At 57.3% G+C, this 26034-nt stretch carries 17 protein-coding genes, 2 tRNA genes and 3 rRNA genes; 11 read left to right on the top strand and 11 right to left on the bottom strand.

Annotated elements, in window-relative coordinates:
• The first annotated feature begins 68 nt into the window (after positions 1-68).
• From ACSQ20_RS21105 to ACSQ20_RS21115, 3 genes are read left to right on the top strand one after another with little or no spacing between them, the layout of a single operon-like run.
• The gene (locus ACSQ20_RS21105; protein ID WP_436023886.1) at positions 69-491 is read left to right on the top strand and encodes a cobalamin biosynthesis protein; all 423 of its coding nucleotides are present in this window, start codon (positions 69-71) and stop codon (positions 489-491) included.
• A gap of 31 nt (positions 492-522) precedes the next feature.
• Positions 523-1125, top strand: a complete 603-nt coding sequence (gene cobO, locus ACSQ20_RS21110) for a cob(I)yrinic acid a,c-diamide adenosyltransferase (RefSeq protein ID WP_436023888.1) — start codon at positions 523-525, stop codon at positions 1123-1125.
• Positions 1126-1127: 2 nt separating this feature from the next.
• Entirely contained in the window at positions 1128-2426 is a 1299-nt protein-coding gene (locus ACSQ20_RS21115) for a cobyrinate a,c-diamide synthase (protein ID WP_436023890.1), read from the top strand.
• A gap of 41 nt (positions 2427-2467) precedes the next feature.
• On the opposite strand, the gene ACSQ20_RS21120 is transcribed toward ACSQ20_RS21115, so the two are convergent.
• Positions 2468-2722, bottom strand: coding sequence for a GlsB/YeaQ/YmgE family stress response membrane protein (locus ACSQ20_RS21120; protein ID WP_436025785.1), 255 nt, complete (start codon positions 2720-2722; stop codon positions 2468-2470).
• A 144-nt stretch (positions 2723-2866) separates the two neighbouring features.
• Positions 2867-3811, bottom strand: a complete 945-nt coding sequence (locus tag ACSQ20_RS21125) for an L-histidine N(alpha)-methyltransferase (protein WP_436023892.1) — start codon at positions 3809-3811, stop codon at positions 2867-2869.
• Positions 3812-4367: 556 nt separating this feature from the next.
• Between ACSQ20_RS21125 and ACSQ20_RS21130 the strand changes: the two genes are divergently transcribed.
• Entirely contained in the window at positions 4368-4727 is a 360-nt protein-coding gene (locus ACSQ20_RS21130) for a DUF3564 family protein (protein WP_436023894.1), read from the top strand.
• Positions 4728-4864: 137 nt separating this feature from the next.
• On the opposite strand, the gene ACSQ20_RS21135 is transcribed toward ACSQ20_RS21130, so the two are convergent.
• Complete coding sequence (locus ACSQ20_RS21135; protein WP_436023896.1) at positions 4865-5512, bottom strand: alpha-ketoglutarate-dependent dioxygenase AlkB family protein; 648 nt, start codon at positions 5510-5512, stop codon at positions 4865-4867.
• A gap of 161 nt (positions 5513-5673) precedes the next feature.
• Between ACSQ20_RS21135 and ACSQ20_RS21140 the strand changes: the two genes are divergently transcribed.
• A complete protein-coding gene (locus tag ACSQ20_RS21140) occupies positions 5674-6258 on the top strand; it encodes a malonic semialdehyde reductase (RefSeq protein WP_436023898.1) in 585 nt (194 codons plus the stop codon).
• 61 nt (positions 6259-6319) lie between these two features.
• Here ACSQ20_RS21140 and ACSQ20_RS21145 read toward each other — a convergent pair whose 3' ends face one another.
• Positions 6320-6637: a hypothetical protein gene (locus tag ACSQ20_RS21145; RefSeq protein WP_436025787.1), complete on the bottom strand. Its 318-nt coding sequence runs from the start codon at positions 6635-6637 to the stop codon at positions 6320-6322.
• Between the two features lie 203 nt (positions 6638-6840).
• Between ACSQ20_RS21145 and ACSQ20_RS21150 the strand changes: the two genes are divergently transcribed.
• On the top strand, positions 6841-7998 hold the full coding sequence (locus tag ACSQ20_RS21150; protein ID WP_436023900.1) for a metallophosphoesterase: 1158 nt from the start codon (positions 6841-6843) through the stop codon (positions 7996-7998).
• A gap of 107 nt (positions 7999-8105) precedes the next feature.
• Here ACSQ20_RS21150 and rrf read toward each other — a convergent pair.
• From rrf to ACSQ20_RS21175, 5 genes are all read right to left on the bottom strand, one after another.
• Positions 8106-8219 (bottom strand): 5S ribosomal RNA (rrf, locus tag ACSQ20_RS21155).
• Between the two features lie 191 nt (positions 8220-8410).
• Positions 8411-11294, bottom strand: a 23S ribosomal RNA gene (locus ACSQ20_RS21160).
• Positions 11295-11649: 355 nt separating this feature from the next.
• A tRNA-Ala gene (locus ACSQ20_RS21165) sits at positions 11650-11725 on the bottom strand.
• 88 nt (positions 11726-11813) lie between these two features.
• Positions 11814-11890, bottom strand: a tRNA-Ile gene (locus ACSQ20_RS21170).
• Positions 11891-11955: 65 nt separating this feature from the next.
• A 16S ribosomal RNA gene (locus ACSQ20_RS21175) occupies positions 11956-13486 on the bottom strand.
• Together the 16S, 23S and 5S rRNA genes with 2 tRNA genes alongside form the textbook arrangement of a ribosomal RNA operon.
• A 588-nt stretch (positions 13487-14074) precedes the next feature.
• Between ACSQ20_RS21175 and ACSQ20_RS21180 the strand changes: the two genes are divergently transcribed.
• The 4 genes from ACSQ20_RS21180 (at position 14075) to ACSQ20_RS21195 (ending at position 18835) form a co-directional block, all read left to right on the top strand.
• A complete protein-coding gene (locus tag ACSQ20_RS21180; protein WP_436025789.1) occupies positions 14075-14989 on the top strand; it encodes a glutaminase in 915 nt (304 codons plus the stop codon).
• A gap of 110 nt (positions 14990-15099) precedes the next feature.
• Entirely contained in the window at positions 15100-16587 is a 1488-nt protein-coding gene (locus ACSQ20_RS21185; RefSeq protein ID WP_436023902.1) for an NfeD family protein, read from the top strand.
• Positions 16584-17339: a slipin family protein gene (locus tag ACSQ20_RS21190; protein WP_436023904.1), complete on the top strand. Its 756-nt coding sequence runs from the start codon at positions 16584-16586 to the stop codon at positions 17337-17339. Before ACSQ20_RS21185 ends, ACSQ20_RS21190 begins: the two co-directional genes overlap by 4 nt.
• A gap of 167 nt (positions 17340-17506) precedes the next feature.
• Entirely contained in the window at positions 17507-18835 is a 1329-nt protein-coding gene (locus tag ACSQ20_RS21195; RefSeq protein ID WP_436023906.1) for an NCS2 family permease, read from the top strand.
• Positions 18836-18861: 26 nt separating this feature from the next.
• Here the strand turns inward: ACSQ20_RS21195 and ACSQ20_RS21200 are convergent, their stop codons facing one another.
• Positions 18862-19152, bottom strand: coding sequence for a DUF1488 domain-containing protein (locus ACSQ20_RS21200; protein WP_436023908.1), 291 nt, complete (start codon positions 19150-19152; stop codon positions 18862-18864).
• A 252-nt stretch (positions 19153-19404) separates the two neighbouring features.
• Between ACSQ20_RS21200 and ACSQ20_RS21205 the strand changes: the two genes are divergently transcribed.
• Positions 19405-19704: a 2Fe-2S iron-sulfur cluster-binding protein gene (locus ACSQ20_RS21205; RefSeq protein WP_436023910.1), complete on the top strand. Its 300-nt coding sequence runs from the start codon at positions 19405-19407 to the stop codon at positions 19702-19704.
• Between the two features lie 5 nt (positions 19705-19709).
• On the opposite strand, the gene ACSQ20_RS21210 is transcribed toward ACSQ20_RS21205, so the two are convergent.
• The gene (locus ACSQ20_RS21210; RefSeq protein WP_436023912.1) at positions 19710-25766 is read right to left on the bottom strand and encodes a hypothetical protein; all 6057 of its coding nucleotides are present in this window, start codon (positions 25764-25766) and stop codon (positions 19710-19712) included.
• Between the last annotated feature and the right edge of the window lie 268 nt (positions 25767-26034).

Raw genomic sequence — 26034 nt, forward strand, 5'->3', positions numbered from 1 at the left:
CCGAACGCCATGGCCGCGGGGGACGGTCCACGGCGCATCGCGCTGCCGCGCGCCACGTCCAGCATCACATGAGCCTTGTGTCACCCCTACTACCGCCACCGCTGCGCGCCGCGCTTACTGTTGGCATCGGCTGCCGGCGCGGTGTTTCAATCGACGAAATCGAAGCCGCGGTGCACGCGGCGCTTGGCGAGCGCGCGCTCGATCATGTTGATCGGGTGGCCACGATTGCGTCGAAAGCGGACGAGCCTGCGCTCATTGCGTTTTGCACGCATTACCGGTTGCCGCTCACCACGTTTTCCTCAGACGTCATCAATGCCTGTCTCGAGGCCAATCCAACGCTTGCGGCTTCGCCTGCGGCACGTCGACACCAGGGCGTGCGCGGCGTGTGCGAACCATGTGCGCTGCTTGCGACACCGGGCGGCCAGCTCGTGGTGGGCAAGCAGACGCTCGGCCGTGTCGCCGTCGCTATTGCGGCCGTACCCGAACCTTGAACAGACTCCATGGAGCAACGAGGACCAACCGATGAAAACCGATCCCGAATCGCATCAACGCATGACGCAACGGCGCCGCGACGGTCATGAAAAAAAACAAGCGGCCGCGACCGTCGAAAAAGGGCTTTTGATCGTCCATACCGGCAACGGCAAAGGCAAGAGCACGGCCGCGTTCGGCATGGCCGTACGGATGCTCGGGCATAACGAGCGCATTGGTGTCGTGCAGTTCATCAAGGGCGCGCTGCATACGTCGGAGCGCGATTTCCTGGGCGGCCATCCGCAATGCGATTTCGTCACGATGGGCGACGGCTATACATGGAACACACAAAATCGCGAAGCCGATATGGCCACCGCGCGCAAAGGCTGGAATGAAGCGGTCCGAATGATCGAAAGCGGGGAATATCGAATGGTGATCCTCGACGAGCTCAATACGGTGCTCAAGTATGAATATCTGCTGGAGGACGAAGTGCTCGCCGTCTTGCAGGCGCGCAAACCGATGCAACATGTCGTCGTCACGGGCCGGCATGCCTCCGACGCGTTGATCGACGCCGCCGATCTCGTTACCGAAATGCGGCTCGTGAAGCATCCGTATCGCGAACAAGGCGTAAAGGCGCAGCGCGGCGTGGAGTTCTGACGGTGCCCGCATGCTCCGCTCTTTTTATCAGCGCACCGGCGTCAGGCCAGGGCAAGACCACGATTACCGCAGGTCTCGCACGGCTGCATCGAAGGCATGGGCGGCGCGTACGCGTCTTCAAGGCAGGCCCTGACTTTCTCGATCCGATGATTCTCTCGCGCGCGAGTGCAGCGCCGGTCCTTTCGCTGGATCTGTGGATGGTCGGCGAGCCGGCGTGCCGCCAATTGCTTGCGGATGCGGCAGCCGATGCCGATCTGATCCTCGTCGAAGGCGTGATGGGGCTTTTCGACGGCACGCCCTGCAGCGCCGACCTCGCCGCGACATTCAACCTACCCGTCGCCGCGGTGATTTCCGCGAAGGCCATGGCGCAGACGTTCGGGGCCGTCGCGCTCGGGCTCGCGCGTTATCGACAAGACGTTCGGCTCCATGGTGTATTCGCGAACCACGTTGCCTCGCCCGGTCACGCGCAGATGCTCGAACGTGCGCTGCCAGGTGATATTCGCTGGCTCGGCCATGTCGCTCCTTCGGAGGAAATCGGCCTGCCTTCGCGGCACCTCGGTTTGCATCAGGCTGATGAGATCGCTGGACTCGAAGCTCGCATCGATAAAGCAGCCGATGCACTCATCGGCACGGCGCTGGCCGAACTGCCGCCGGCCGTCGAGTTCGGGCCCGCGTCGCAAGCCGCCGTACCCAGACTGCTCGCTGACCGACACATCGCGATTGCCTGCGACGCAGCGTTTTCATTTATCTATCCCGCGAACACACGCCTTCTCGAAGCGCTTGGCGCGCGAGTCAGCTACTTTTCGCCGCTGGCAGACGAACCGTTACCCGACCTGGCCGATGCGCTCTATTTGCCGGGCGGCTATCCGGAACTGCACGTCGACGCGCTCGCAATGGGTCTACGCACTGCCACGTCGATTCGCGACCATGTCGCGGCGGGCAAGCCAGTCGTCGCGGAATGTGGTGGCATGCTCTATCTGGTCGAAACATTGACCGATCGTGCCGGCACGGTCGCGCCGATGCTGGGCGTGCTGCCGGGGCGTGCGGTCATGCAAGCTCGACTCGCTGCGTTGGGCATGCAGCAGATGATGACGGCACACGGCGCGATGACGGGCCACACGTTTCACTACTCGCACCTGACGACGCCGCTCAAGCCGATAGGTCATGCGACGCGGCCATCGAGCGACCAGCCGGGCGAGCCGATATTCCGGCATGGCTCGATCGTCGCCAGCTACATGCATGGTTATTGGCCTTCGAACCCGGGCCTGACGGCGGCACTTTTTTGCGGCGAGGCGTTTTGAACCCGTTCCAAACCCGACCTGCCGCAATTTAGAACTACTAACTAACCGCGCTTGATCAATCTCACAATCAAAATGAGAATGATCGCTCCCGCCGTGGCGGTAATAATGGAAGAAATCCATCCTCCACCAAGGTTGATATGGAGCAACCCCGCCAACCACCCGCCGACGAGAGCGCCAACGAGGCCAACGACGATATCGCCCAATAGCCCGAATCCGCCGCGGCCGAGGATGACGCCGGCAAGCCAGCCCGCAATGATGCCGATGATGAGCCAAGCAATGATTCCGTGAGATGCCATCATGAGGTGATGCTCCTTTTTTGTGATTTCGACTCGGTGCGATTTGCACTGAAGCGTCCGTCGATCGGACAACACCTGTCACCCCGGCAGCTGCCCGGTCGAAGACGCTAGTGTGCCATGCGCCGCGGGAATGTCAGATGAAACTTACGGAGCCTCCGCGCTTCGTTCAGCAACAACTGCCGTCACGACCGAATAGGTACCGGAATCGGCGTCCTCGAATGCCACTTCCGCGAAACCGGCTGCCTCTAACGCCGCTTTGAGACCCTCATGCGTAAAGCGTAATGAGGTGAACGCAACGATCTGTTCACCTTGCGCAAGCGAAATGTCGGTGCCATCGATCACGACATCCTTGTTCAGCGTGAAAATCCCCTCAATGCCGGGAGCCTCGTCGTTCCAGATGATTTCGAGCTTGCCGGCATCCGCAATACCAAGCCGCCGAAGCGGTGCGGTAATCAGCTTCGTGTAGGCGTCACTCCGATATCCCTTCAGTGTGTTGTCTATTGCCGCGCGATCAGGCGGTGCCATCGCGACGCCCATCATTAAACGCGCGCCATAAGGCGCGCATGCATGAATGTTATCGAGCATGTTCTTTCTGCCTTGCGGAGTGGGATTGCCGAAGGTTTGTCCGAGCATCGCGATGAGCGTCTTTTCGCCCGCAATATCGGAAGGCCGTGTGGCTCGCGAAATGGCCCCTCGATCTTCGAAATCGACCTTTTTGAACTGCCGCGAAACTTCGCGTTCAGGATGATCGTTCGCGTACGTCGTTATCGTCTGTTGCGCTAACTCCATCATTTTGTCGTTGATGTCAAAGGCTACATATCGAACCTGGCGCGAGGTCAATTCGTCGATACATGCCGCTGCCTTGGCACCGCTTCCCGGTCCGACTTCCATAAAAAGCGTGTAGTCGCGGCCGTATTTTTCAAACAGGCGGACGATCAACCCCCACTCCGTTCTTGCGATGCCGTAATCCGGGTTGCCGGACGCCTCGACCCACATATCGGGGGACAACTCGTATTGGAGGTTAACGGGGATTTTCCATCGGCCATCGTCGGTATCGCGGATCAAAGACTGCCTAAGGCGCCTAGTCAATTCCGCTTCTCGTAAGAAAGACACGACGGTGCGCGGAGATTGCATCAACGAGAACCTCGTTTGGCGAGGCGGCAATGCCTGGTCCGTCACTCCCCGCGGCGCCCTGGAAGTAGGAAACCGCGGGTCGGTTGATCGCAACGTTGGCTTACCGGGCTCGCGGTTTCCGGCTTCCACGTCGTCACCGCCTCGATGAATCGGGTAGCTCTCGCTCGCATCCCATCCCTCGTGGCCTACAGCATTGGGCCTCATTTTGTGGTTCCTTATTTAATTAATGCTCTTATAAATAACGTTCAACAAATTGTTCTGCCCGCCAATAGCGAAGCCTTATAACCGCGAACGAACCTTTATGTGACAGGGGCGGGCGTGCCGCGCGGGAGATGGAACAGTCCCTATTTGCTTGCCCTCCGATAAGTAAATGAGTTGGCTTCGTGCCGCAAAGCGCCTACATTGATAGTCTGCCGTTTCGCCAAGGGGCATGTCCGAGATCGGAAACCGAGGAGAAAACGCAGGAGAATTAGGGGACTGATTGATACAACCCCATTTAGAGAGGCTTTCGATGAGGCTTACGATTTTGATAAACGGGCCCGATCCCACCGTGAATCATGATTACGCCGTGCTCTGGCTAGACACTAAAGAGCGCGTTTGGTCAAGAGAGTCGCACGAGGGCATCGAACTCCCGCCGTGGGGCGAGGTGCGCGACGAAGGTGGTGTAACAAAGCTCTGTGGACATCAGACCGAAACACCGGTGTGCACATTGAGTGGGTTACACGTGGACCGCTATGAGCGCGTCGCGGCTGCACAAGGCGCCGCCGAATGGGCGTGCGCGTCCCAGCATTCCCCGGTGGGAGGCGTTTGGCGGCTGCAGGCTGTCGAAAAGAAATCGATCGAGCCAGAAAACAGCGTTTTCCCGCATTAATGTGGGACAACGAGTCGCGGCCCTGCCGCAGCCAAGCGGCCATTAGACAGCACGTGCACGCCGGTCGCCGTGCACCGGCACGCACGTGTTATGCGCATAAACTTTTATAAGTTTTTTAAGATAACTGCATCGACTAGTCACGACGACGAAGTTCCCTCCTCGCGCACCTCGCTTGAGCGCGGCGACACCGAGCGGAACGTCAGATTGATACGCTCGCCGATCAGGCCCGGTGCTTTGGGGACACGGTGACGCCATTGCGCCTGCGTCGCCCCTCGCATGACCAGCAAGCTGCCGTTGGTCAACTCGAATGATCGGACGACGCCGGTTGCGTTGTGCCGCAAGTCAAAGCGACGGGCGACACCCAGGCTCAGCGATGCAATGACCGGCGTCGGCCCCAATTCAGGCTCCCTGTCGGCGTGCCAGCCCATGCTGTCGACGCCGCTGCGATAGCGGTTCAGCAGCACGCTGTTGAATGTTGCCCCCGTCGTCGCTTCAATACTTCGCTTGAGGTCGAGCACAGTGGAAGTCCACGGTTGCGGCTCATTACGGATGCCCGAGTAGACGTAGACCGTTCCGGGGTCGCCCTGCCAGGCCGTCAGACGCGGCAATGGCTTGATGCCACCAGGCGTGCCGATCTTGTCCTGTTTCCAGACGACTTCACTGAGCAGCCGTTCCAACGTACCTGCGGCAGCGTCGGAGGGCAGCCAACAGGGATGCCAGTCGACCTCCGGCTCGGGGAGCTCGACGAAGCCAGGAAGCGGTGGTTGCGCTCGATTAGCCTGCATATGCCGATAACGCGGTAAGGAATTCATGCAATAGTTTAACGTCGCGACGCGTATCGGTTGTACGCGGTGTCGTGCGGGTTTGCTGCGGCGATGCATTGCCGTGCGAGCGCAGTTATGATGTGCCGCTACTCCGCAACGACTTCCAACGGACCTGACTACCGATGACGCTTTCAACCGACGCCCTCAGGCAGATTTTCATTGGCGCTCGCACTCATAGCGCCTGGCTTCCGAAATCCGTCGATGATTCGCTGCTCGAGCGAATCATCGAACTTACGTTGCTCGGTCCAACGTCTGCTAATTCGAGCCCTGGCCGCTTTGTTTTCGTGAAAAGTGCCGAGGCCAAGCAACGATTACGGCCAGCGCTTTCAGCGGGCAATCTCGAGAAAACGATGGCGGCACCCGTGACGGTCATTGTCGGTATGGACATGGCATTTTACGAGCATCTCCCTAGGCTCTTTCCGCATTCCGATGCTCGAAGCTGGTTTGCAGGCAACGATGCCGCCATCCAAGCCACGGCCTTTCGCAATTCGTCGTTGGAGGGAGCGTATCTGATCATTGCAGCACGAGCGCTCGGGCTCGACGCTGGGCCGATGTCGGGCTTCGATCCGGCAAAAGTCGATGAAGCTTTCTTTGCCGGCACCACGATCAAATCGAATTTCCTGATCAACCTGGGCTACGGCGATTCGGCCGGGCTGCGCGCGCGCCTGCCTCGCTTCGCCTTCGACGAAATTGCTCGTATCGATTGACGCTTGCTGCACGCCACGGCGCTGTCTGCTCCGTAGACGTCGAGCCGGGCGTGCTGGTCGCCTATATAAGCAAGGCGATATAAAAAATCATTGCTCCAATGAGCGCGCCGACAAAACAAAATCGCTCGCTTTCGGCATCGGCTCCGGAACGCAGCCAGCCGCCAACTACGCCGAACAAGCCGGCAATGCCAAGCGTCGCGAAGACCATGACGACGTAAAACAAGATCGTTCGGCTGATTTCGAGCAAATCGATGCGTCGCACAACGTAGTAAACCACCAGCGCCATCATCGACAACACGACGAGTGGCAGCATCACGTGACTGCCCTCGTGACTGAAATGATGATGATGGGCCGCATGCGGCAATTTCTCGGTCTTCATCATTCGTCTCCCCAACGTCGCCTGCGCCAAATGGCGTGAGATTCGAGTTGCGACTCCTTTAAATATTAGGTTAGCTCGGACACAAAAGGAATATGTCATCGCTGCCCATGTCAGCGCGTTCGGGCTGCGCACAATCGCGGCCGGCGAGCAATCGACGCTCTCTGTACAATGCCTCGGCGCCCCTCACTGAATATCCCAAACTTATGCGTCGTTCCAGCTTTCTCGCTCGCGTCATCGGCATTGGCATTTTGCTGCACGTCTATATTGGTTTCCGGCTGATCCCCGAATGGCCTGTCAATCCCGCGATGAAAAGCGCCGCCATATTGTGGCTCGCTCTGTCCTGTATCGTCATTCCTCTCGGCGTACTCGCCCGAGGCTTGCAGCGTCAGCCGCTGGCTGACCGGCTCGCGTGGGTTGGATTGCTCGTCATGGGCTTTTTCTCATCGCTTCTCGTCTTAACATTTTTGCGCGACTTGTCGATCGCGTCGCTTCTCACCGTCGATTCGCTGCTGCCGCATACGATCTCGCTCACCCGATGGCGAACCGACTCGGCTATCGCCGTGCCCCTGCTCGCGTTGCTATCTACGATCATAGGATTCGTGAATGCGCGTCGCCGTGCGAAGGTGGTGACGGTCGATGTGTCAATCGCCGATTTGCCCGCCGCACTCGACGGCCTGACTATCGTTCAGATCAGCGATATTCACGTCGGGCCTACGATCAAGCAACGCTACGTGGACGCTATTGTCGACGAGGTGAACCGGCTCGAACCCGATCTCATTGCCATAACTGGCGATGTGGTCGATGGCAAGGTTGCGCAGCTCGCGCAGCATACTCAGCCGCTCGCACGCCTGAGTGCGCGATATGGCGCATATCTGGTAACCGGTAATCATGAATATTATTCAGGTGCAGACGAATGGATCGCCGAATTCCGGCGGCTTGGCCTGAGCGTGCTGATGAATGAACATGTCGTACTTGAGCACAACGGTACGCAGTTTATTGTGGCCGGCGTTACCGATTATTCGACTAGCGACTTCGACGGAATGCACCGCAGTGACCCAGCTGCGGCACTAAAAAATGCGCCGGAACATGCCCGCGTCCGGGTATTACTCGCGCACCAGCCGCGCACTGCACTGGCTGCGGCCGACGCGGGCTACACGCTCCAGCTCTCCGGCCATACGCATGGCGGTCAATTCTTTCCTTGGAATTTCTTTGTGCGGTTTCAACAACCGTTCACTGCTGGCCTCGCACGCATCGACGATCTCTGGGTCTATACGAGTCGCGGAACCGGTTATTGGGGACCGCCGAAACGGCTCGGCGCGCCGTCGGAAATCACCCGCATTCGGCTGGTCGCTGAGGGATGATGTAACGTCGATCTGAGAAGAAGGGAAAGCGGGCCTATACGCGCCGTAAAAACAGCAACCCCCCGTCAGCACGGAGGCTGAACGGGGGGTTGGATACGGCATAGGGAGCCTGACGATTACCTACTTTCACACGGGCAATCCGCACTATCATTGGCGTGGAGTCGTTTCACGGTCCTGTTCGGGATGGGAAGGGGTGGGACCGACTCGCTATGGTCATCAGGCATGACTTGTAGCTGGGTGCTTGGGTGAGCACGGGCCAGCCAATCTGGGAAGAAGAGTAATGGTTACAGCGGGGTGGTGATTGTGGTTGGCAAACGCGCCTCAAACCTGGGTTGGCGTGTGGCCCCCTGACGGGGGTGAGCCCAGAGTAATCGCTAAAGCGATAACTCTGAGCGCAAAACGCTCCGGTTATAGGATCAAGCCTTACGGGCAATTAGTATCGGTTAGCTGAACGCATTACTGCGTGTACACACCCGACCTATCAACGTTCTGGTCTGGAACGACCCTTCAAGGGGCTCGAAGCCCCGGGGATATCTCATCTTAAGGCGAGTTTCCCGCTTAGATGCTTTCAGCGGTTATCTCTTCCGAACATAGCTACCCGGCGATGCCACTGGCGTGACAACCGGTACACCAGAGGTTCGTCCACTCCGGTCCTCTCGTACTAGGAGCAGCCCCCTTCAAATATCCAACGCCCACGGCAGATAGGGACCAAACTGTCTCACGACGTTTTAAACCCAGCTCACGTACCTCTTTAAATGGCGAACAGCCATACCCTTGGGACCGGCTACAGCCCCAGGATGAGATGAGCCGACATCGAGGTGCCAAACACCGCCGTCGATATGAACTCTTGGGCGGTATCAGCCTGTTATCCCCAGAGTACCTTTTATCCGTTGAGCGATGGCCCTTCCATACAGAACCACCGGATCACTATGACCTGCTTTCGCACCTGCTCGACTTGTCGGTCTCGCAGTTAAGCACGCTTATGCCATTGCACTATCAGCACGATTTCCGACCGTACCTAGCGTACCTTCGTACTCCTCCGTTACGCTTTGGGAGGAGACCGCCCCAGTCAAACTGCCTACCATGCACGGTCCCCGAGCCCGATTCAGGGCCCAAGGTTAGAACCTCAAACAAACCAGGGTGGTATTTCAAGGACGGCTCCACGCAAACTAGCGTTCACGCTTCATAGCCTCCCACCTATCCTACACAGATCGGTTCAAAGTCCAATGCAAAGCTACAGTAAAGGTTCATGGGGTCTTTCCGTCTAGCCGCGGGGAGATTGCATCATCACAAACACTTCAACTTCGCTGAGTCTCGGGAGGAGACAGTGTGGCCATCGTTACGCCATTCGTGCAGGTCGGAACTTACCCGACAAGGAATTTCGCTACCTTAGGACCGTTATAGTTACGGCCGCCGTTTACCGGGACTTCAATCAAGAGCTTGCACCCCATCATTTAATCTTCCGGCACCGGGCAGGCGTCACACCCTATACGTCCACTTTCGTGTTTGCAGAGTGCTGTGTTTTTATTAAACAGTCGCAGCCACCAGTTTATTGCAACCCCTTCACCCTTCTGGCGCAGGCCAGTCAAGCTACAGGGGCGTACCTTATCCCGAAGTTACGGTACCAATTTGCCGAGTTCCTTCTCCCGAGTTCTCTCAAGCGCCTTAGAATACTCATCTCGCCCACCTGTGTCGGTTTGCGGTACGGTCATTGTGAGACTGAAGCTTAGAGGCTTTTCTTGGGACCCCTTCCGATTGCTTCGCAGCTTAAAGCCGCTCGCGCCACACCCTTGAATTACGCGCCCGGATTTGCCTAAGCGCCTTCTCCAATGCAGCGACCGGGACGTCCAACACCCGGACAACCTTCCGCGATCCGTCCCCCCATCGCATCTCACAATGGTGCAGGAATATTGACCTGCTTCCCATCAGCTACGCATTTCTGCCTCGCCTTAGGGGCCGACTCACCCTACGCCGATGAACGTTGCGTAGGAAACCTTGGGCTTACGGCGAGGGGGCCTTTCACCCCCTTTATCGCTACTCATGTCAGCATTCGCACTTCCGATACCTCCAGCACACCTTTCGGTGCACCTTCGCAGGCTTACGGAACGCTCTCCTACCATGCGCACTTGCGTGCGCATCCGCAGCTTCGGTATATAGCTTAGCCCCGTTACATCTTCCGCGCAGGACGACTCGATCAGTGAGCTATTACGCTTTCTTTAAAGGGTGGCTGCTTCTAAGCCAACCTCCTGACTGTTTTAGCCTTCCCACTTCGTTTCCCACTTAGCTATATTTCGGGACCTTAGCTGGCGGTCTGGGTTGTTTCCCTCTTGACACCGGACGTTAGCACCCGATGTCTGTCTCCCGTGATTGCACTCTTCGGTATTCGGAGTTTGCTATGGCGAAGTAATCCGCAATGGACCCTTCAACCATGACAGTGCTCTACCCCCGAAGGTGACACACGAGGCACTACCTAAATAGTTTTCGGAGAGAACCAGCTATTTCCAAGTTTGTTTAGCCTTTCACCCCTATCCACAGCTCATCCCCTAACTTTTCAACGTTAGTGGGTTCGGTCCTCCAGTACGTGTTACCGCACCTTCAACCTGGCCATGGATAGATCACTTGGTTTCGGGTCTACGCCCAGCAACTGAACGCCCTATTCGGACTCGCTTTCGCTACGCCTGCCCTATTCGGTTAAGCTTGCTACTGAACGTAAGTCGCTGACCCATTATACAAAAGGTACGCCGTCACCCGTTTCCAGGCTCCGACTGTTTGTATGCATGCGGTTTCAGGATCTATTTCACTCCCCTCCCGGGGTTCTTTTCGCCTTTCCCTCACGGTACTGGTTCACTATCGGTCGATCACGAGTATTTAGCCTTGGAGGATGGTCCCCCCATCTTCAGACAGGATTTCACGTGTCCCGCCCTACTTGTCGTACACCTAGTCCTTCCTCGTCGTTTTCGCCTACAGGGCTATCACCTGCTATGGCCGCACTTTCCAGAGCGTTCGGCTAACGTCGAAGATAACGTGTACCGGCTGATCCCATTTCGCTCGCCACTACTCTGGGAATCTCGGTTGATTTCTTTTCCTGCGGCTACTTAGATGTTTCAGTTCGCCGCGTTCGCTTCTCATGACCTATGGATTCAGTCATGGATACTCCATTCGGAGTGGGTTTCCCCATTCGGACATCTTCGGATCAATGCTCGTTTGCCAGCTCCCCGAAGCTTTTCGCAGGCTACCGCGTCCTTCATCGCCTGTGATCGCCAAGGCATCCACCACATGCACTTGTTCGCTTGACCCTATAACGAGAGCGTTTCAACCATACATCCTTCGATGCACGCCTTCACGCTTGCGCTACAGGTTTGAGTTTTGCGTTTGCCGTATTCCAAGCCATCTTTCGATAACTTTTCATACTGATACAATCACTACCCTGATATCTTTCGCATCCATCTCATAGATGCGTCCAATATCCATTACTTCTTCTTCCAGATTGTTAAAGATCGACAGTCGACACTCGCGTGCCGTACTCAATGGCTCAATCGCCAATGACAAAGACTCGGGCCGCACTTGGCACAAACACTTGTCATTGGAGACGCCCCATCCCCTTCGGGGACCGCGCTCTCGTAAGCGCTAAAGCGCTAACGATAGAGGGGGTGGTGGAGGCAGACGGGATCGAACCGACGACCCCCTGCTTGCAAAGCAGGTGCTCTCCCAGCTGAGCTATGCCCCCGCATAACCAATGCATTCCCAGGGCATCCGCCGCACCCCCTACGGGGATGGGATGCTCGTAAGTGCTAAAGCACTGACGATCATCGACATGGTGGGTCTGGTTGGATTCGAACCAACGACCCCCGCCTTATCAAGACGGTGCTCTAACCGACTGAGCTACAGACCCCTGAGTCTGTCTATCTTCACAGTCGATAAGCGTGAGCGCTCAACTTTAAGCGCACTTCGCTCGAGAAAGGAGGTGATCCAGCCGCACCTTCCGATACGGCTACCTTGTTACGACTTCACCCCAGTCATGAATCCTACCGTGGTGACCGTCCTCCCGAAGGTTAGACTAGCCACTTCTGGTAAAACCCACTCCCATGGTGTGACGGGCGGTGTGTACAAGACCCGGGAACGTATTCACCGCGGCATGCTGATCCGCGATTACTAGCGATTCCAGCTTCATGCACTCGAGTTGCAGAGTGCAATCCGGACTACGATCGGTTTTCTGGGATTAGCTCCCCCTCGCGGGTTGGCAACCCTCTGTTCCGACCATTGTATGACGTGTGAAGCCCTACCCATAAGGGCCATGAGGACTTGACGTCATCCCCACCTTCCTCCGGTTTGTCACCGGCAGTCTCCTTAGAGTGCTCTTGCGTAGCAACTAAGGACAAGGGTTGCGCTCGTTGCGGGACTTAACCCAACATCTCACGACACGAGCTGACGACAGCCATGCAGCACCTGTGCGACGGTTCTCTTTCGAGCACTCCCACTTCTCAGCAGGATTCCGTCCATGTCAAGGGTAGGTAAGGTTTTTCGCGTTGCATCGAATTAATCCACATCATCCACCGCTTGTGCGGGTCCCCGTCAATTCCTTTGAGTTTTAATCTTGCGACCGTACTCCCCAGGCGGTCAACTTCACGCGTTAGCTTCGTTACTAAGGAAATGAATCCCCAACAACTAGTTGACATCGTTTAGGGCGTGGACTACCAGGGTATCTAATCCTGTTTGCTCCCCACGCTTTCGTGCATGAGCGTCAGTATTGGCCCAGGGGGCTGCCTTCGCCATCGGTATTCCTCCACATCTCTACGCATTTCACTGCTACACGTGGAATTCTACCCCCCTCTGCCATACTCTAGCCTGCCAGTCACCAATGCAGTTCCCAGGTTAAGCCCGGGGATTTCACATCGGTCTTAGCAAACCGCCTGCGCACGCTTTACGCCCAGTAATTCCGATTAACGCTTGCACCCTACGTATTACCGCGGCTGCTGGCACGTAGTTAGCCGGTGCTTATTCTTCCGGTACCGTCATCCCTCTACCGTATTAGGGCAAAGGTTTTCTTTCCGGACAAAAGTGCTTTACAACCCGAAGGCCTTCTTCACACACGCGGCATTGCTGGATCAGGGTTGCCCCCATTGTCCAAAATTCCCCACTGCTGCCTCCCGTAGGAGTCTGGGCCGTGTCTCAGTCCCAGTGTGGCTGGTCGTCCTCTCAGACCAGCTACGGATCGTCGCCTTGGTAGGCCTTTACCCTACCAACTAGCTAATCCGCCATCGGCCGCCCCTTGAGCGCGAGGTCCGAAGATCCCCCGCTTTCCTCCTCAGAGCGTATGCGGTATTAATCCGGCTTTCGCCGGGCTATCCCCCACTCCAGGACACGTTCCGATGTATTACTCACCCGTTCGCCACTCGCCACCAGGGTTGCCCCCGTGCTGCCGTTCGACTTGCATGTGTAAGGCATGCCGCCAGCGTTCAATCTGAGCCAGGATCAAACTCTTCAGTTCAATACCTGTTACTGTTTTCGATTCTTCTCAGAATCGGTCGCTCACTCAACGTACTGACAGTTCTCGAACCGTCTTTCAACGGCTCTAAACCTTCCTCAATACTGTGTGAGACTTGATGCTTTCGCTTTACCGTCGAGCCCCGAAAGGCTCAACTGCGCACTCGCCATCAAGCGCCCACACTTATCGACTGTGAATTGTTAAAGATCGCACCGCTTAACCAGCCCAGCCTTCCTTCGGGTTGCCCCTCCAGCGCCTTGCCTGTCTTGCGTCGCTGCGTTTGCAGCACAGAAGCGAGATTATGCGGCCCGTTACTACTATCGTCAACTGGTTTTTAGCGCTTCCTGAACTCCCGCGCTCCCCACCCGACAACTATCCAATACGCACCCCAGCCTCGCTTCCCTTCTTCCCCCGCGCCCTGACGAACGCGCGAAAGGGCGCAATTCTAGTGCCCTTCCCGCAGCCGCGCAAGTGAAAAACGTCATGCCGAGAAGCTTGACGCCGGCGACGCTTGACGGTTCCATACGGGCTTCGTCGCAGACCGGCCGCATTCAACTCGCATCGCCTGCGCCCTCGATCCATCCACTCCCGATGAACTACCAATCGATTCTCGAGCAAATCCATCAAGACATCGCACCGTGGCGCACTGCCGGCCGCGTCGCCGACTACATCCCCGAGCTCGCAAAAGTGCATGGCGAACGTTTCGGTATGGCACTCGTCACGCTAGCCGGCGAAGTATTCAGCATCGGCGATGCTCAAGTACGCTTTTCAATACAGAGCATCTCCAAGCTCTTTGCCTGTACGCTCGCGTTCCAATTGCTCGGCGACGAACTCTGGCAACGCGTCGGACGCGAACCTTCCGGCACCGCGTTCAATTCGCTCGTTCAACTCGAGACGGAACGCGGTCTGCCGCGCAATCCGTTCATCAACGCCGGCGCGCTCGTCGTCTCCGACGTGCTATGCCGCCGCTTCGTACGCGCAGAAACAGCACTCGTGCAATTCGTGCGTCGATTGGCCGGTGCGACGGATATCGACTACGACTCGCGGGTCGCGCAATCCGAACTGCAACACGCGCACAGAAATCGCGCGATGGCGCACTTCATCGCCAGCTTCGACAATCTGCAAATGCCGCCGGAAGTCGTCGTGGACGCTTACTGCCGCCAATGCGCGATCGAAATGAACTGCGTCGAGCTTGCGCACGCGGCACTATTTCTCGCGAACGGCGGCGTCGCGCCAACCACTGGCGAGCGCGTGCTCGATGCAAGTTCCACCAAACGCCTCTCGGCGCTAATGCTGACTTGCGGCACTTATGATGCCGCCGGCGACTTCGTTTATCGGGTCGGCCTGCCGGCTAAAAGCGGTGTCGGTGGCGGCATCGTCGCGGTGCTGCCCGGTGAAATGGCGGTTTGCGTTTGGTCGCCCGGGCTCGACTCGAACGGCAATTCGCTTGCCGGCACGCTCGCACTTGAATGGCTGACAACCCTCACCGGACGATCCATCTTCTAGCGCCGCCTCAGCACGCGCGGGTTTCCGCTTAGCGGCAATTCGTCCTAATCTTCAGTTATCAGCGCGGCCTTTCGCCGCCGGCGGCGCCACGTCGGGCGCCGGAATACACGATGGAAACCCGCCCGCAGTCATTCCGCGCGCCCATTCGCATTGCCGCAAGATACGTCCGGCGCGCCACGTCATTGTCGGCGCCGCTTGCGCGAGTGGCCGTCGGCCTGCTTTTATCTATCGTCTGGGCCGTCGCCGCTGCGCGGACGAGCAACGTGATCGTGATACCGGTCGTGGGCGCGATCGGGCCCGCCAGCGCCGATTTCATTACACGCGGCCTCAATAGCGCAGCGCACGACGAAGCGGCACTCATCGTTCTCGAGCTTGACACGCCAGGTGGGCTCGATACTTCAATGCGGCAAATCATCAAAGCCATCCTCGCCTCGCCGGTTCCAGTGGCTGCCTTCGTCGCGCCAAGCGGTGCCCGAGCCGCCAGCGCAGGGACCTATATCGTCTATGCGAGCCATATCGCCGCGATGGCGCCAGGTACCAACCTCGGCGCCGCTACGCCAATCGAAATCGGCACTAGCAGCGCAAACAGCAATCGAGCAAATCGAGCAGCAACCGCATCAGAAACAGCCGCGGCCGATACACAATCGACCGAAGCCAGAAAACGTATCGGCGACGCAGTTGCTTATATTCGCGGCCTTGCGCAAATGCGTGGCCGCAACGCCGACTGGGCTGAACGGGCCGTTCGTTATGCCGTGAGCCTGCCGGCGAACGAAGCCATCGAGCAGCATGTCGTCGATCTTGGCGCGCGCGATGTCGCCGATCTGCTCGTCAAGCTGGACGGCCGCACGGTCCAGACCGTGAACGGCTCGCGCCGGCTCGCGACGGCCCATGCTTCGTTTGTCACGCTCGAGCCGGACTGGCGCAACCGTCTGCTGGCCGTCATCGCGGACCCGAACGTTGCGTTGATTCTCGTTACCATCGGCGTCTATGGGCTTTTCTTCGAATTCGCCAACCCGGGCTTCATGTTGCCCGGCGTAGCCGGTGCAATCTCGTTGCTCTTGGGCCTTTTTGCACTACAGCTGCTTCCGATCAGCTATACGGGTCTTGCTCTCGTGTTCCTCGGTCTAGCGTTTCTGATCGCCGAGGCATTCCTGCCTACCTTCGGCACGCTCGGTTTCGGAGGCATCGTTGCTTTTGCCGCCGGTGCGCTGATGCTCGTTGACACCAGCGTTCCCGGTTACGGCGTGCCGCTGCCCGTCATCGCAGGACTGAGCGCGGCAAGCGTGGTTTTCATCTTCGCCGTCTCGCGGTTTGCACTCAAAGCGCGTCGCCGCCCCATCGTGACCGGTGCCGAGGCCATGATCGGCTCGATCGGAGAAATTCTCGACGAAACGCTATCGCGCTCGACTGACGATGCCGACCATGCCATGACAGGGTGGGCGCAGGTGCACGGCGAACGCTGGCGGGTCCGTGCGCTTGCAGCGTTGCCCGCCGGCGCGCGCGTGCGCGTGACCGCACGCGAAGGACTCGTTCTGACCGTCGAACCTATTGCCGCACCATCGCAGCCACCGCCGCCACAACAAGGAGAATCGCCATGATGGGCTTTACGTTCGGTTTTTCCAGCCTTCTCTTATTGCTCGTAATCGTGATCGTGGCTTCGTCGATCCGGATCTTTCGAGAATATGAGCGCGGCGTCGTTTTCACGCTCGGGCGCTTCTGGAAAGTAAAAGGCCCCGGGCTCGTGCTTATTGCACCCGTTATTCAACAGGCGGTTCGCATGGATCTACGCACTATCGTCTTCGATGTGCCGCCGCAAGACGTCATCACGCGCGACAACGTATCTGTCAAAGTCAACGCGGTGGTGTACTTTCGCGTCGTCGATCCGGAAAAAGCCGTGATACAAGTCGCGCGTTTCTTCGAGGCGACCAGTCAGCTCTCGCAAACCACGTTGCGCTCGGTGCTCGGCAAGCACGAACTCGATGCATTGCTGGCTGAACGCGAGCAATTGAATGCGGATATCCAGAAGACACTCGATAGCCAGACCGATGCGTGGGGCATCAAAGTCTCGAATGTCGAAATCAAACATGTTGATATCAACGAAACCATGATTCGTGCAATTGCGCGCCAAGCAGAAGCCGAGCGGGAGCGGCGCGCCAAAGTCATCCATGCCGAAGGCGAACTGCAAGCGTCCCAAAAACTACTGCAGGCCGCTCAGATCCTCGCTCAAGAGCCGCAAGCGATGCAATTGCGCTATTTGCAAACGCTTACTACAATCGCTGCGGACAAGAACTCCACTATCGTTTTTCCGCTCCCGATCGATCTGCTCAATACGCTGCTTCAACGTCGCTAAGGTCCGTACGGCGCGGTCTTGGCGACAGGGGCGATGCGTGCGGTGGCCGTTCAGGCAAATAGTCGTTATTTCGTTGCGCGGCTGGTTTCCGGGCCGCGGCTGTGTACAGTAAGGCCTGCCGCGCGCTACCCCACAAAACCGACACCGGATCAGGAGACAGACCGCCCATGGAACAAGTCAAAGCTTTTTCTTTGCTGGAATTGGCGGGGCGCTATTTCGGCTTCGAAGAAGCCGGCACCAATCTGCGCACCGAAGTACTCGCTGGCCTCACTACGTTTCTGACGATGGCTTACATCATTTTCGTCAATCCGGCCATTCTCGGTGACGCCGGCATGCCGAAAGAATCGGTGTTCGTCGCGACCTGTCTCGTCGCCGCGCTCGCGACGCTGATCATGGGCCTTTACGCAAATTATCCGATCGCTTGCGCGCCCGGTATGGGCCTTAATGCCTATTTCGCATATACCGTCGTCAAAGGAATGGGGTTCACGTGGCAAGCGGCACTCGGCGCCGTTTTCATTTCCGGATGCCTGTTTCTCGCCGTCACGCTCTTTCGCGTGCGCGAAGTCATCGTGAACGGCATACCGCATTCCATTCGGGTCGCGATTACCGGCGGGATCGGTTTGTTTCTCGCCATCATCTCGTTGAAAACGGCGGGCATCGTCGTCGGCAGCCCCGCCACGCTCGTTACCTTGGGTGACTTGCACAAGCCGCCCGTTATTCTGGCCACCATCGGCTTTTTCCTTATCGTCACACTCGATTTCCTGCGCGTGCGCGGGGCCATCCTCATCGGCATTCTCGCGGTGACCGTGTTGTCATTCTTCTTCGGGGGCAATCAGTTTCACGGGGTGGTGTCCGTCCCGCCGTCGATCGATGCCACGCTGTTTCACCTCGATATCGCCGGCGCGCTTTCGACAGGCGTCATCAATGTCGTGCTCGTGTTCTTTCTCGTCGAACTCTTCGATGCCACCGGCACGCTAATGGGTGTGGCCAATCGCGCGGGGTTGCTCGTCGAAGGCAAGATGGATCGGCTCAATAAAGCGCTGCTTGCCGATAGCACGGCCATCGTCGCTGGGTCCCTGCTCGGAACCTCGTCCACGACGGCTTACATCGAAAGTGCGTCTGGCGTACAAGCGGGCGGCCGAACGGGCATAACCGCCATCACGGTCGCGGTGCTCTTTCTCGCCTGCCTTTTTATCGCACCGTTAGCGGGCGTCGTGCCAGGCTACGCAACAGCGCCCGCGTTGCTTTATGTCTCGTGCCTGATGTTGCGCGAGCTCGCAGATCTGCCGTGGGACGATGCAACTGAAGTCGTGCCGGCCGCGCTGACGGCCCTTTTGATGCCCTTCACCTATTCGATTGCAAACGGTGTCGCATTCGGATTCATCGCGTATGCCGGTCTCAAGCTATTTACCGGTCGCGCGCGGCAAGTGAAAGCTGTCGTCTGGATCATCGCAGCCGTCTTTCTCTTCCGATTCTTTTATCTTGGTTCCGAATAAACGAAAAACGCGCACCGCTACCAGCTTCACGCGCGCGCGTTCGCTTCGTAGAACCTGACATAGCCACTGCGCAGCACAGCGCACTGTGCGCTCGTTTCCGACAATAGCCGCCGCGCCGCCGCCTCGATGCGAGTGCGGTGCGCGTCGAAAGCGCCGATCATGTCCTCGAGCCGCGGTGACGCCGCTCCGAAATGGTCCTCAAGCGCTTCCGCCGTTATTTCGCAAAGCACGAGTTTCCCGTCGACGAGCGCAGGAAATGCAAGCGTCAGCTCACGGGCCGAATATTCCGGCACTTCGTTTGGGAAACTGATCTGCATGAGATTCGCCTTTGTCATGACGACAGACGCCGATAACCGTGCTGGATGAAGGCAGCCCGAACCGACGCGGCGGAAAACAGCTGGATTGCGTCGGTTGCATGTACTTTAGAACGTTTGCAGCAACACGCAAGTTTTGTGCGTGTGGCCACTTCGTCGCGCATCGCATGGGGGTGCGTTTTACGTAGGAGTCCGAAATATCTTTGGGCACCGTGGTTGAAGTATGCTGCAGTGCGATAACTCCGCGAGACATCCATGCCCGCTGCCCAGCGTCCCCCGTTCGTACGCGTCGAACCGCTCGGCCACTGCTTCGAAGCGCCCGAGCCTCTCACGCTGCTCGAAGCTGCTACTGCAGGAAAACTGAGGCTTCCCCGGTCGTGCCGCAACGGCACCTGCCGTACCTGTATGTGCCGCCTGGCGAGCGGCACCGTTTTCTATCGCATCGAATGGCCAGGGCTCACCAAAGAGGAGATGGCTGAAGGGTTCGTCCTGCCGTGCGTTGCAGTAGCTCGGACTGATCTCGTCCTGATCGCGCCCGACGCCGAAGCAATTTGATCGCATCATTGCGAATCGCCAGAGCGATCGGGGCGAAGGTAGCGCATCAATACACCTTGTGCATCCGGCGACCTTCTGACCTTCATCATTGCGGATTCAATCACCTTGGCCACAGCCTCTTCGTCGATACGATAATGTTCGGCGATTTCTTCGGCGGATCGGCGCTCGTAGCCAATAATTCCGAAGCTGTGCTGAAGCGCATATTGCTCTCTCTCGGTAAGGCCGGCCTCATTAAAGGCGACAATCAGGTCGCCAGCCATGACGGCATACGCACTGCCATCGTTCTCCGCAGCCTCAAATTCAATCTGATCCTGAGACGATGCCGTGACGTCGTAAAGATTTTTTGCGTTGGCATCAGAGAAGGAACGATCGAGACTTCGTTGGTGACGGATACCGTCATATTGCTCCAATAGTTCGATATTCTCTTCGATTCGAAGGACATATTCAGGCATGAATTGTTTCCAGGCAGTTTGCATCTGCCGGGCTGTTGGTTCACTTTGTTCAACCCTTCGAACCCGTGCTCGCAGGCTCGATTCGAGCACCGCTTTCGCCAGTTCCTCTGATGTTGGTTCGCGCGGCGCTTGCGGAAACGCTTGCTGCAGGGCCTCACGCAACTGCCGGCGCATCGCACGTGTCATGATGATCTCGTGGGCCCGTCCAATTGACACGCTCAAGCGTTGCGCATGCCGAAGCGACGACTGACGAAGTACCACTGACCTGACTACCGCGTTCGCATAAGTCGAAAATGCAAACAACATCTTGGGGTTATTCCCGAGAATTGCGCGCCTCATTCCTTCCATTGCGTAGTCGATAATTTCTTCGGCCTCGTAGTTATCCTCGCTGTAGCCCATGCGCTTGGCTATATAATACGTAAGCCGTATGTTCCCAACTTGAAACTCGCTGAATGCGCGAGATCCGTCTTCTACAATCAGCGCCAGTTCATCAGCTTCTGCGTCTGTAACTACCAGCGAACGCTCGCGAACAACGTCCAGTACATGTGTACGCTGCATAAATGTTTCGAACTGCGGATCGATTCCATAAAGCTTCGTGACCGCCGTCTCATAATCCATCGAGGTCTCATCGCTTATTTTGTTCATTGTATTTAATCTCCGACCTTGCACCGCGCTCAAGCGATGAATTTTCCGGCGATTTGCAATCACAGCAAATCTGATCACCATGTCAGCAAAAGTATCGTCTCGTGTCTCCGAGTCGCGCAGCCGAAGGATTGTTTTGGCATACTCGCCCGCGTCGATTCGCTTGTAAATCTCATCGATCTGATCAGTTGACCAGAAAGCCTCCTTTTCCTTACGCTCCTGAATTGGCTCGGACCTTCCGGTCAACTTCTCCATCGCGCTCCGGTAGGCTGATGAATCACGATATCGACGTAACGTCCCACGCCGCGTCGGCTCGGAAACGATAGCGCGCATGCCGGCCAACCCATGCCGGATCAGTACCGCATTCAACTCTTGGCTATTCAACGCGCTGCCCTTCATTAAGAGCAGCTCAACGAGCCGTTCCAGCGTCGGACGCGGCTGCGCAACGGGTAAAATTCTCCCGTGCAACGATTCGGCATGCGCCAGCAACTCGTCCAGCGCATTAGTGACCAACGTATTTGTCAAAGACACCGTGCGGATTTCGAATTGAGCGGTAAGCTCAGCCAACGTATAGCGATGCCCGTACGGCCATAATCCCAAATAGGCTCGCACGACCAACTCTGCGTCAGGGGGAAGTCGCGCGAGCGCCGTAGGTAAAGCCACACCGTTCGGCCAATGCAAACCGTGTTTTTCTCTGCAGTAGCTCAACGCTGAAGCTTGATTCGCCTCGAGTTCGGAGCGATCGGGCAAATCGATGTTCATTCGTTCCAGGTCGATTTCAACGTCTGGCTTAATCAGCGGCGCATTCACTGGCGGAAGCGTCGAATCCGGCGAGGCAGTGGGCTCCGCCGCAGGTGAGTCAATACTGACGAACTGAGTAGCCAACGCCCCACCGCGCGCCGCACCCCATACTAAGCGCATGACCAACTCTCGATAACAGATCCGCCAATGGCGCGGCTCAATCTCCCAGCCAGCAAACGCTTTTGATATCGCCATCGGTTTACCGCTAGCGCCCAAGCCGTATAACTCGCGCAGCATCTTAAACAACGTCCGCGACCCCATGTAGTGTTCCGCATGCTCGTCGTCCAGCAGCCGTAACACATCCGACAGGCTGGGAATCGGCTCGCCAGCCGCAAGCGCCTCGCGAGCGGCCGGGATCGCCTTGCGAATCGCGTCCGCTCCGGGCACAACACCAACAACCTGTTTTATTTCTTCTATGCCGTGGCTTCTCGTGTACGGAGCGAGCCCCAAACGCATCGAGAGTGCGATTTGTTGAGCCGGCAGCATCACACCTAAGGCCTGCTGAATCGTTATGCCTTCCCCAGATACTTCGGACTCCAAAACGGCAACCGTCTGCCCTAGAACGTCGTCGTTCAATAACCGCCGCAATGCGCTAAGCGGCCCCTTGGCATGGCTAATCGCAATCAATTCATCCCGACCATCCTCCATCGGGCGCCATTCGTGCGAGGAAGCACCTAGCGACTGAGCACTCACGCAAATGCGATAGCCAGGATCACTTAATCGATCGATATGGGCGTCGGCTCGCCAGAATACCCAGCTCTCCGCGCCGTCGCTCGGATCAAAGCCAGCAAGAACATGGAGTTCTTCTGGATGTGACCTGATCCGATTCAATTGCTTTTCGGACAACCGGGGCACCACATATGCCGTTTGTCCGTCTTTTGTTCGCCACAAAACACGGCACAACCCCGATACCCTTACGCGTCGCCCACCGAGCTGAAACAACACGTCGCTGTACGGCCCCGCAGGCAGGAACTTTGTCAGTCCCACCCTTTTCATGAACTTCCACGCCAGAATCGGATTTGCCTTCGGCTCTGCATAAAGCGCTCCGTGGTTCAGCAGCAGGTCGAGTGCTCTCGAGGGGATGCGCTCTTCATCTTCGCTGGAGCCGCCGGCACGTCGATATCGAACCCCGTAGGCGCCGTTGATCGCATTGACGCTCAATGCGAACGGAGACGCGCTGCCAAGAAACAACCATTCGAGCGAACCCATGCACGCCGCTTCGATCACTTCCGCTGAAACCGGCTGGTGATAAGCGGCGGCATACGCCAGCGCCCACAATACGTCGAATTGCCGCCGCGACGGCCATCGCGGGGCCTCGCCTTCCTGCAATACAGCGCACAGGTGGGCGTTGAGCACAACGGCGCGCCCGGCACCATCCGAATGTATGCGCAAAAGATGCTGCTGGTCAGTCTCGGTTTCTGGCGCGATGGCAAGCCGTTCTTCAACGTCGAAGTCAAATAGAGCGATGCCGTGCGGCGGCCCGGCGATCACCAGCGGCCGATCAGGGATGTTCCGGGTGCCCGTGAGGGCATCTCTGTCGGGCAGATCGAGCGCATATCGCATGCGCGTTGCCATCGCTTCCAGCGCATCCGGATCCGCAGCATTCACGGCTTGCTGGATTGCGCCTGCGTTCAGTATCGGCGGCGTAACCAAGCGCATCGCAATGGCGTCGAGCAAGCGCGGCGCAGTGGAAAAAATCACCCTCTCTTCGAACTCACCCGCCCCTATCGGCCGTGTAATCTGCCAGATGCCTTCCGATCGAACTTTTTCCAATAACTCGGGACGGATAGAAACCGTGATCCGCTGATTAAGCTTCATCGTTGGATGCGCTTTAGGATCAACGAGAAAATAGATGCCCTTCCACTCGCCCAGCACCACAGGCCGGCGCTCACCGGAAAAAAATGAATTGCGCTTTTCCGATCCGACAATATGCGGCTGGATTACCAGCAGGTGGGGACGATCCTTTGACACTGGTTGGGCACGATAGGCAAAGAGATCAAGCGAAGTCTCTCCAAGGTTTGGCAGATCGACTGTGACGGGCCACGGCCGGATTCGCGTACTGCCCGATTCCACGGGTCGCAGATACGCTTCCAGTTCGTCATGAACGTCTGATCGACGGGTTCGCCAGACTTGAGACCGGTCCTGCACACTCAAAAGCTGACGCAATGCGCTCGACACGTGGCGACTCTCATAGGGCGAAGCAACGACATCCCTGAATTGAATCGAACGGCGCCCCGTTTCCGTCGTATGTAAGGCGGTGCCGTTATGGGCAGCATCCTCGAGTACACTCTCTGGCGCGATCAAAAGTAAATTGGGGCCTGCGGCATCGATCTGATCTTGGCGCCAAAACACGACGACGTCGTTACTCGCATCATATGCAGCCAAAATTGCGACGGTATCTGGCGCCGGCGGCACGAAACGCTCGGCGCTCGAAAACGGCGTGATATGCGGCTCAATATTGCCGCGAAGCAATGCACCACACCACTGAATATGGAGAAGGCGCTCGTCCACCATCATCGTCCAGACATGTTCATTGAAGCGCCGGCGTACGATAGATTCACCGCCCAGTGCATCAATTAGTCGCCGCCGCGGATCGGGCCGCGATCGCATCGTTATCAGTTCCGCCAGCAGGTCGAGCGGTGCGACGAGGACTTCTTCCGATCGACCATTCCTCAACTGCCGTCGCCATTGGCTTACAAGCCGGTGGCTTTGCTGGGCCTCCCGCAGAGTGTCCTCTTCAACGGACATCAAGGTCCGTTCTCTCATTTCTGGATAACTTGCGGGATCCCATGCAATGACTAACGTTTCCCCGTCATACTCGCACACACCTAAAACGAACGTTGATACGCCATCCGCTTGATAAAACGTCGCAGTTTTTCCTCCATTCTGCCCCGGCAACGTAGGTCGTATTCCAAACTGCGGGCCTCCTTTCACGCGGAAGACTGGATTGATGTAGAGCAGCGCATTGCTAGGGTAAGGGGAGCTCAAGTCATACACGGGAAGCGGACTGACGCCAAGCAGCCCGTGACGTTGCGCGCCCAGTTGAGCCAGAACGATTGCCTGGACCTCAGAATTTTGCGTCACATTGAACGGAATGCCGCTTGCTTGGACCTGTTCGTGAGCCAAGTAGCCCTGTATCGCAGTCATCATCGCCCGCGGTTTCGCCGCCCATGCGCTTTCGACTTTGAACACGCCTTCCGGCAGGTCGTTCAGTGCCTCGACGATATAGAAAATATCGTCTGCTTCGGCGCCGTTGAGCAAAGCGTTGCTGACAAACGTAGAACGTCCTTTTTTTTTGAGCGCATAGACGCCACGCCCCTGGTCCCACCCCACCATAAGCTCAACCGTGGCGTCCACCGGCTGCGAAGACGCCTCGCCCGGCAACGCCTTCCATCTGATCTCGGGCTTGATGCGCCCCGTTATCTCGGTGACGTATAGCCACAATTCATAGTTGGCTATCCGCACGGCCAAATACGGGGCATCAGGAGGACAATCAAGCAACTGCGCTTGCGGTTCCAAATCCACAAACAGCGCTTCCTGAGTGCCGCGCGCGCCCGCGCCCGCGTCAAGTTCGTCGATCGCCCTCCGAGATCTAAATATTCCATATCCGCGCGCCGGGCTTCCATCCGGTATCAGGACCAACGACGACGACGATGAGTAGAGATTGTGAGTGCTTCCCAAGCCCAGCGCGTGCCGTACCTTAAACAACATGATCTTTACGCTTTCCGCGCCGAGATCCAACTGCTCACATAACGTATCCATCGACACGTACTGTCCAATGTTATCTATTAATAGGTCCGCGGCTAGGAATTCCCGAGCACTCAATTGACGACTCTTGTCGCCCACGCGGATAAGACAAGCTTTCCCATCATTCGTGATGGTTCGGTGTTTTCGATCCACGATAAATGGGTTGCTCACCAAAGAATCCTGCGCATCGTTCGGCGCGGACAACACAGATGCATTCCCGATCTCACGTGTCGCCGCGGGCACCGCGCCGGCGTTTGTCTTCGCCGTTGGTCTTTGATGGTTCAGGCCTGCAAGAACGCCAGCGACTGTGCCTTGTTTGGTTGGATGCGCTGCATGCGAAGAATCGCTTGTTTCTGTGTTGACTTCCGCGGGTGGTGCCTTCGTTAGGTCGACCAGTTTGCGGATAGGAGGCATTGACATTAGGCACCCAGGACGTCATAAATATTGAATGATGAATTAACACAGACTGGACGTTTAATAACATCTCAATGCGCACACGCTCATGAAAAAGCGAAGCAAAATTCGTAAGTCGCACCAAATAGCTCTATTACATAAATATACTGGTCAAGTAAAATGCATGGCACTGCCTAAGCGATCCGCCATATCGGTAATCGCTTACGCTATCCGCCAACATGGAGCAGCATCCACATGCTGACGCATTCGCCTATGTTTTATGGGACCCAATAAC

This window comes from Trinickia sp. LjRoot230 (assembly GCF_964253315.1).
Taxonomy (GTDB): Bacteria; Pseudomonadota; Gammaproteobacteria; order Burkholderiales; family Burkholderiaceae; genus Trinickia.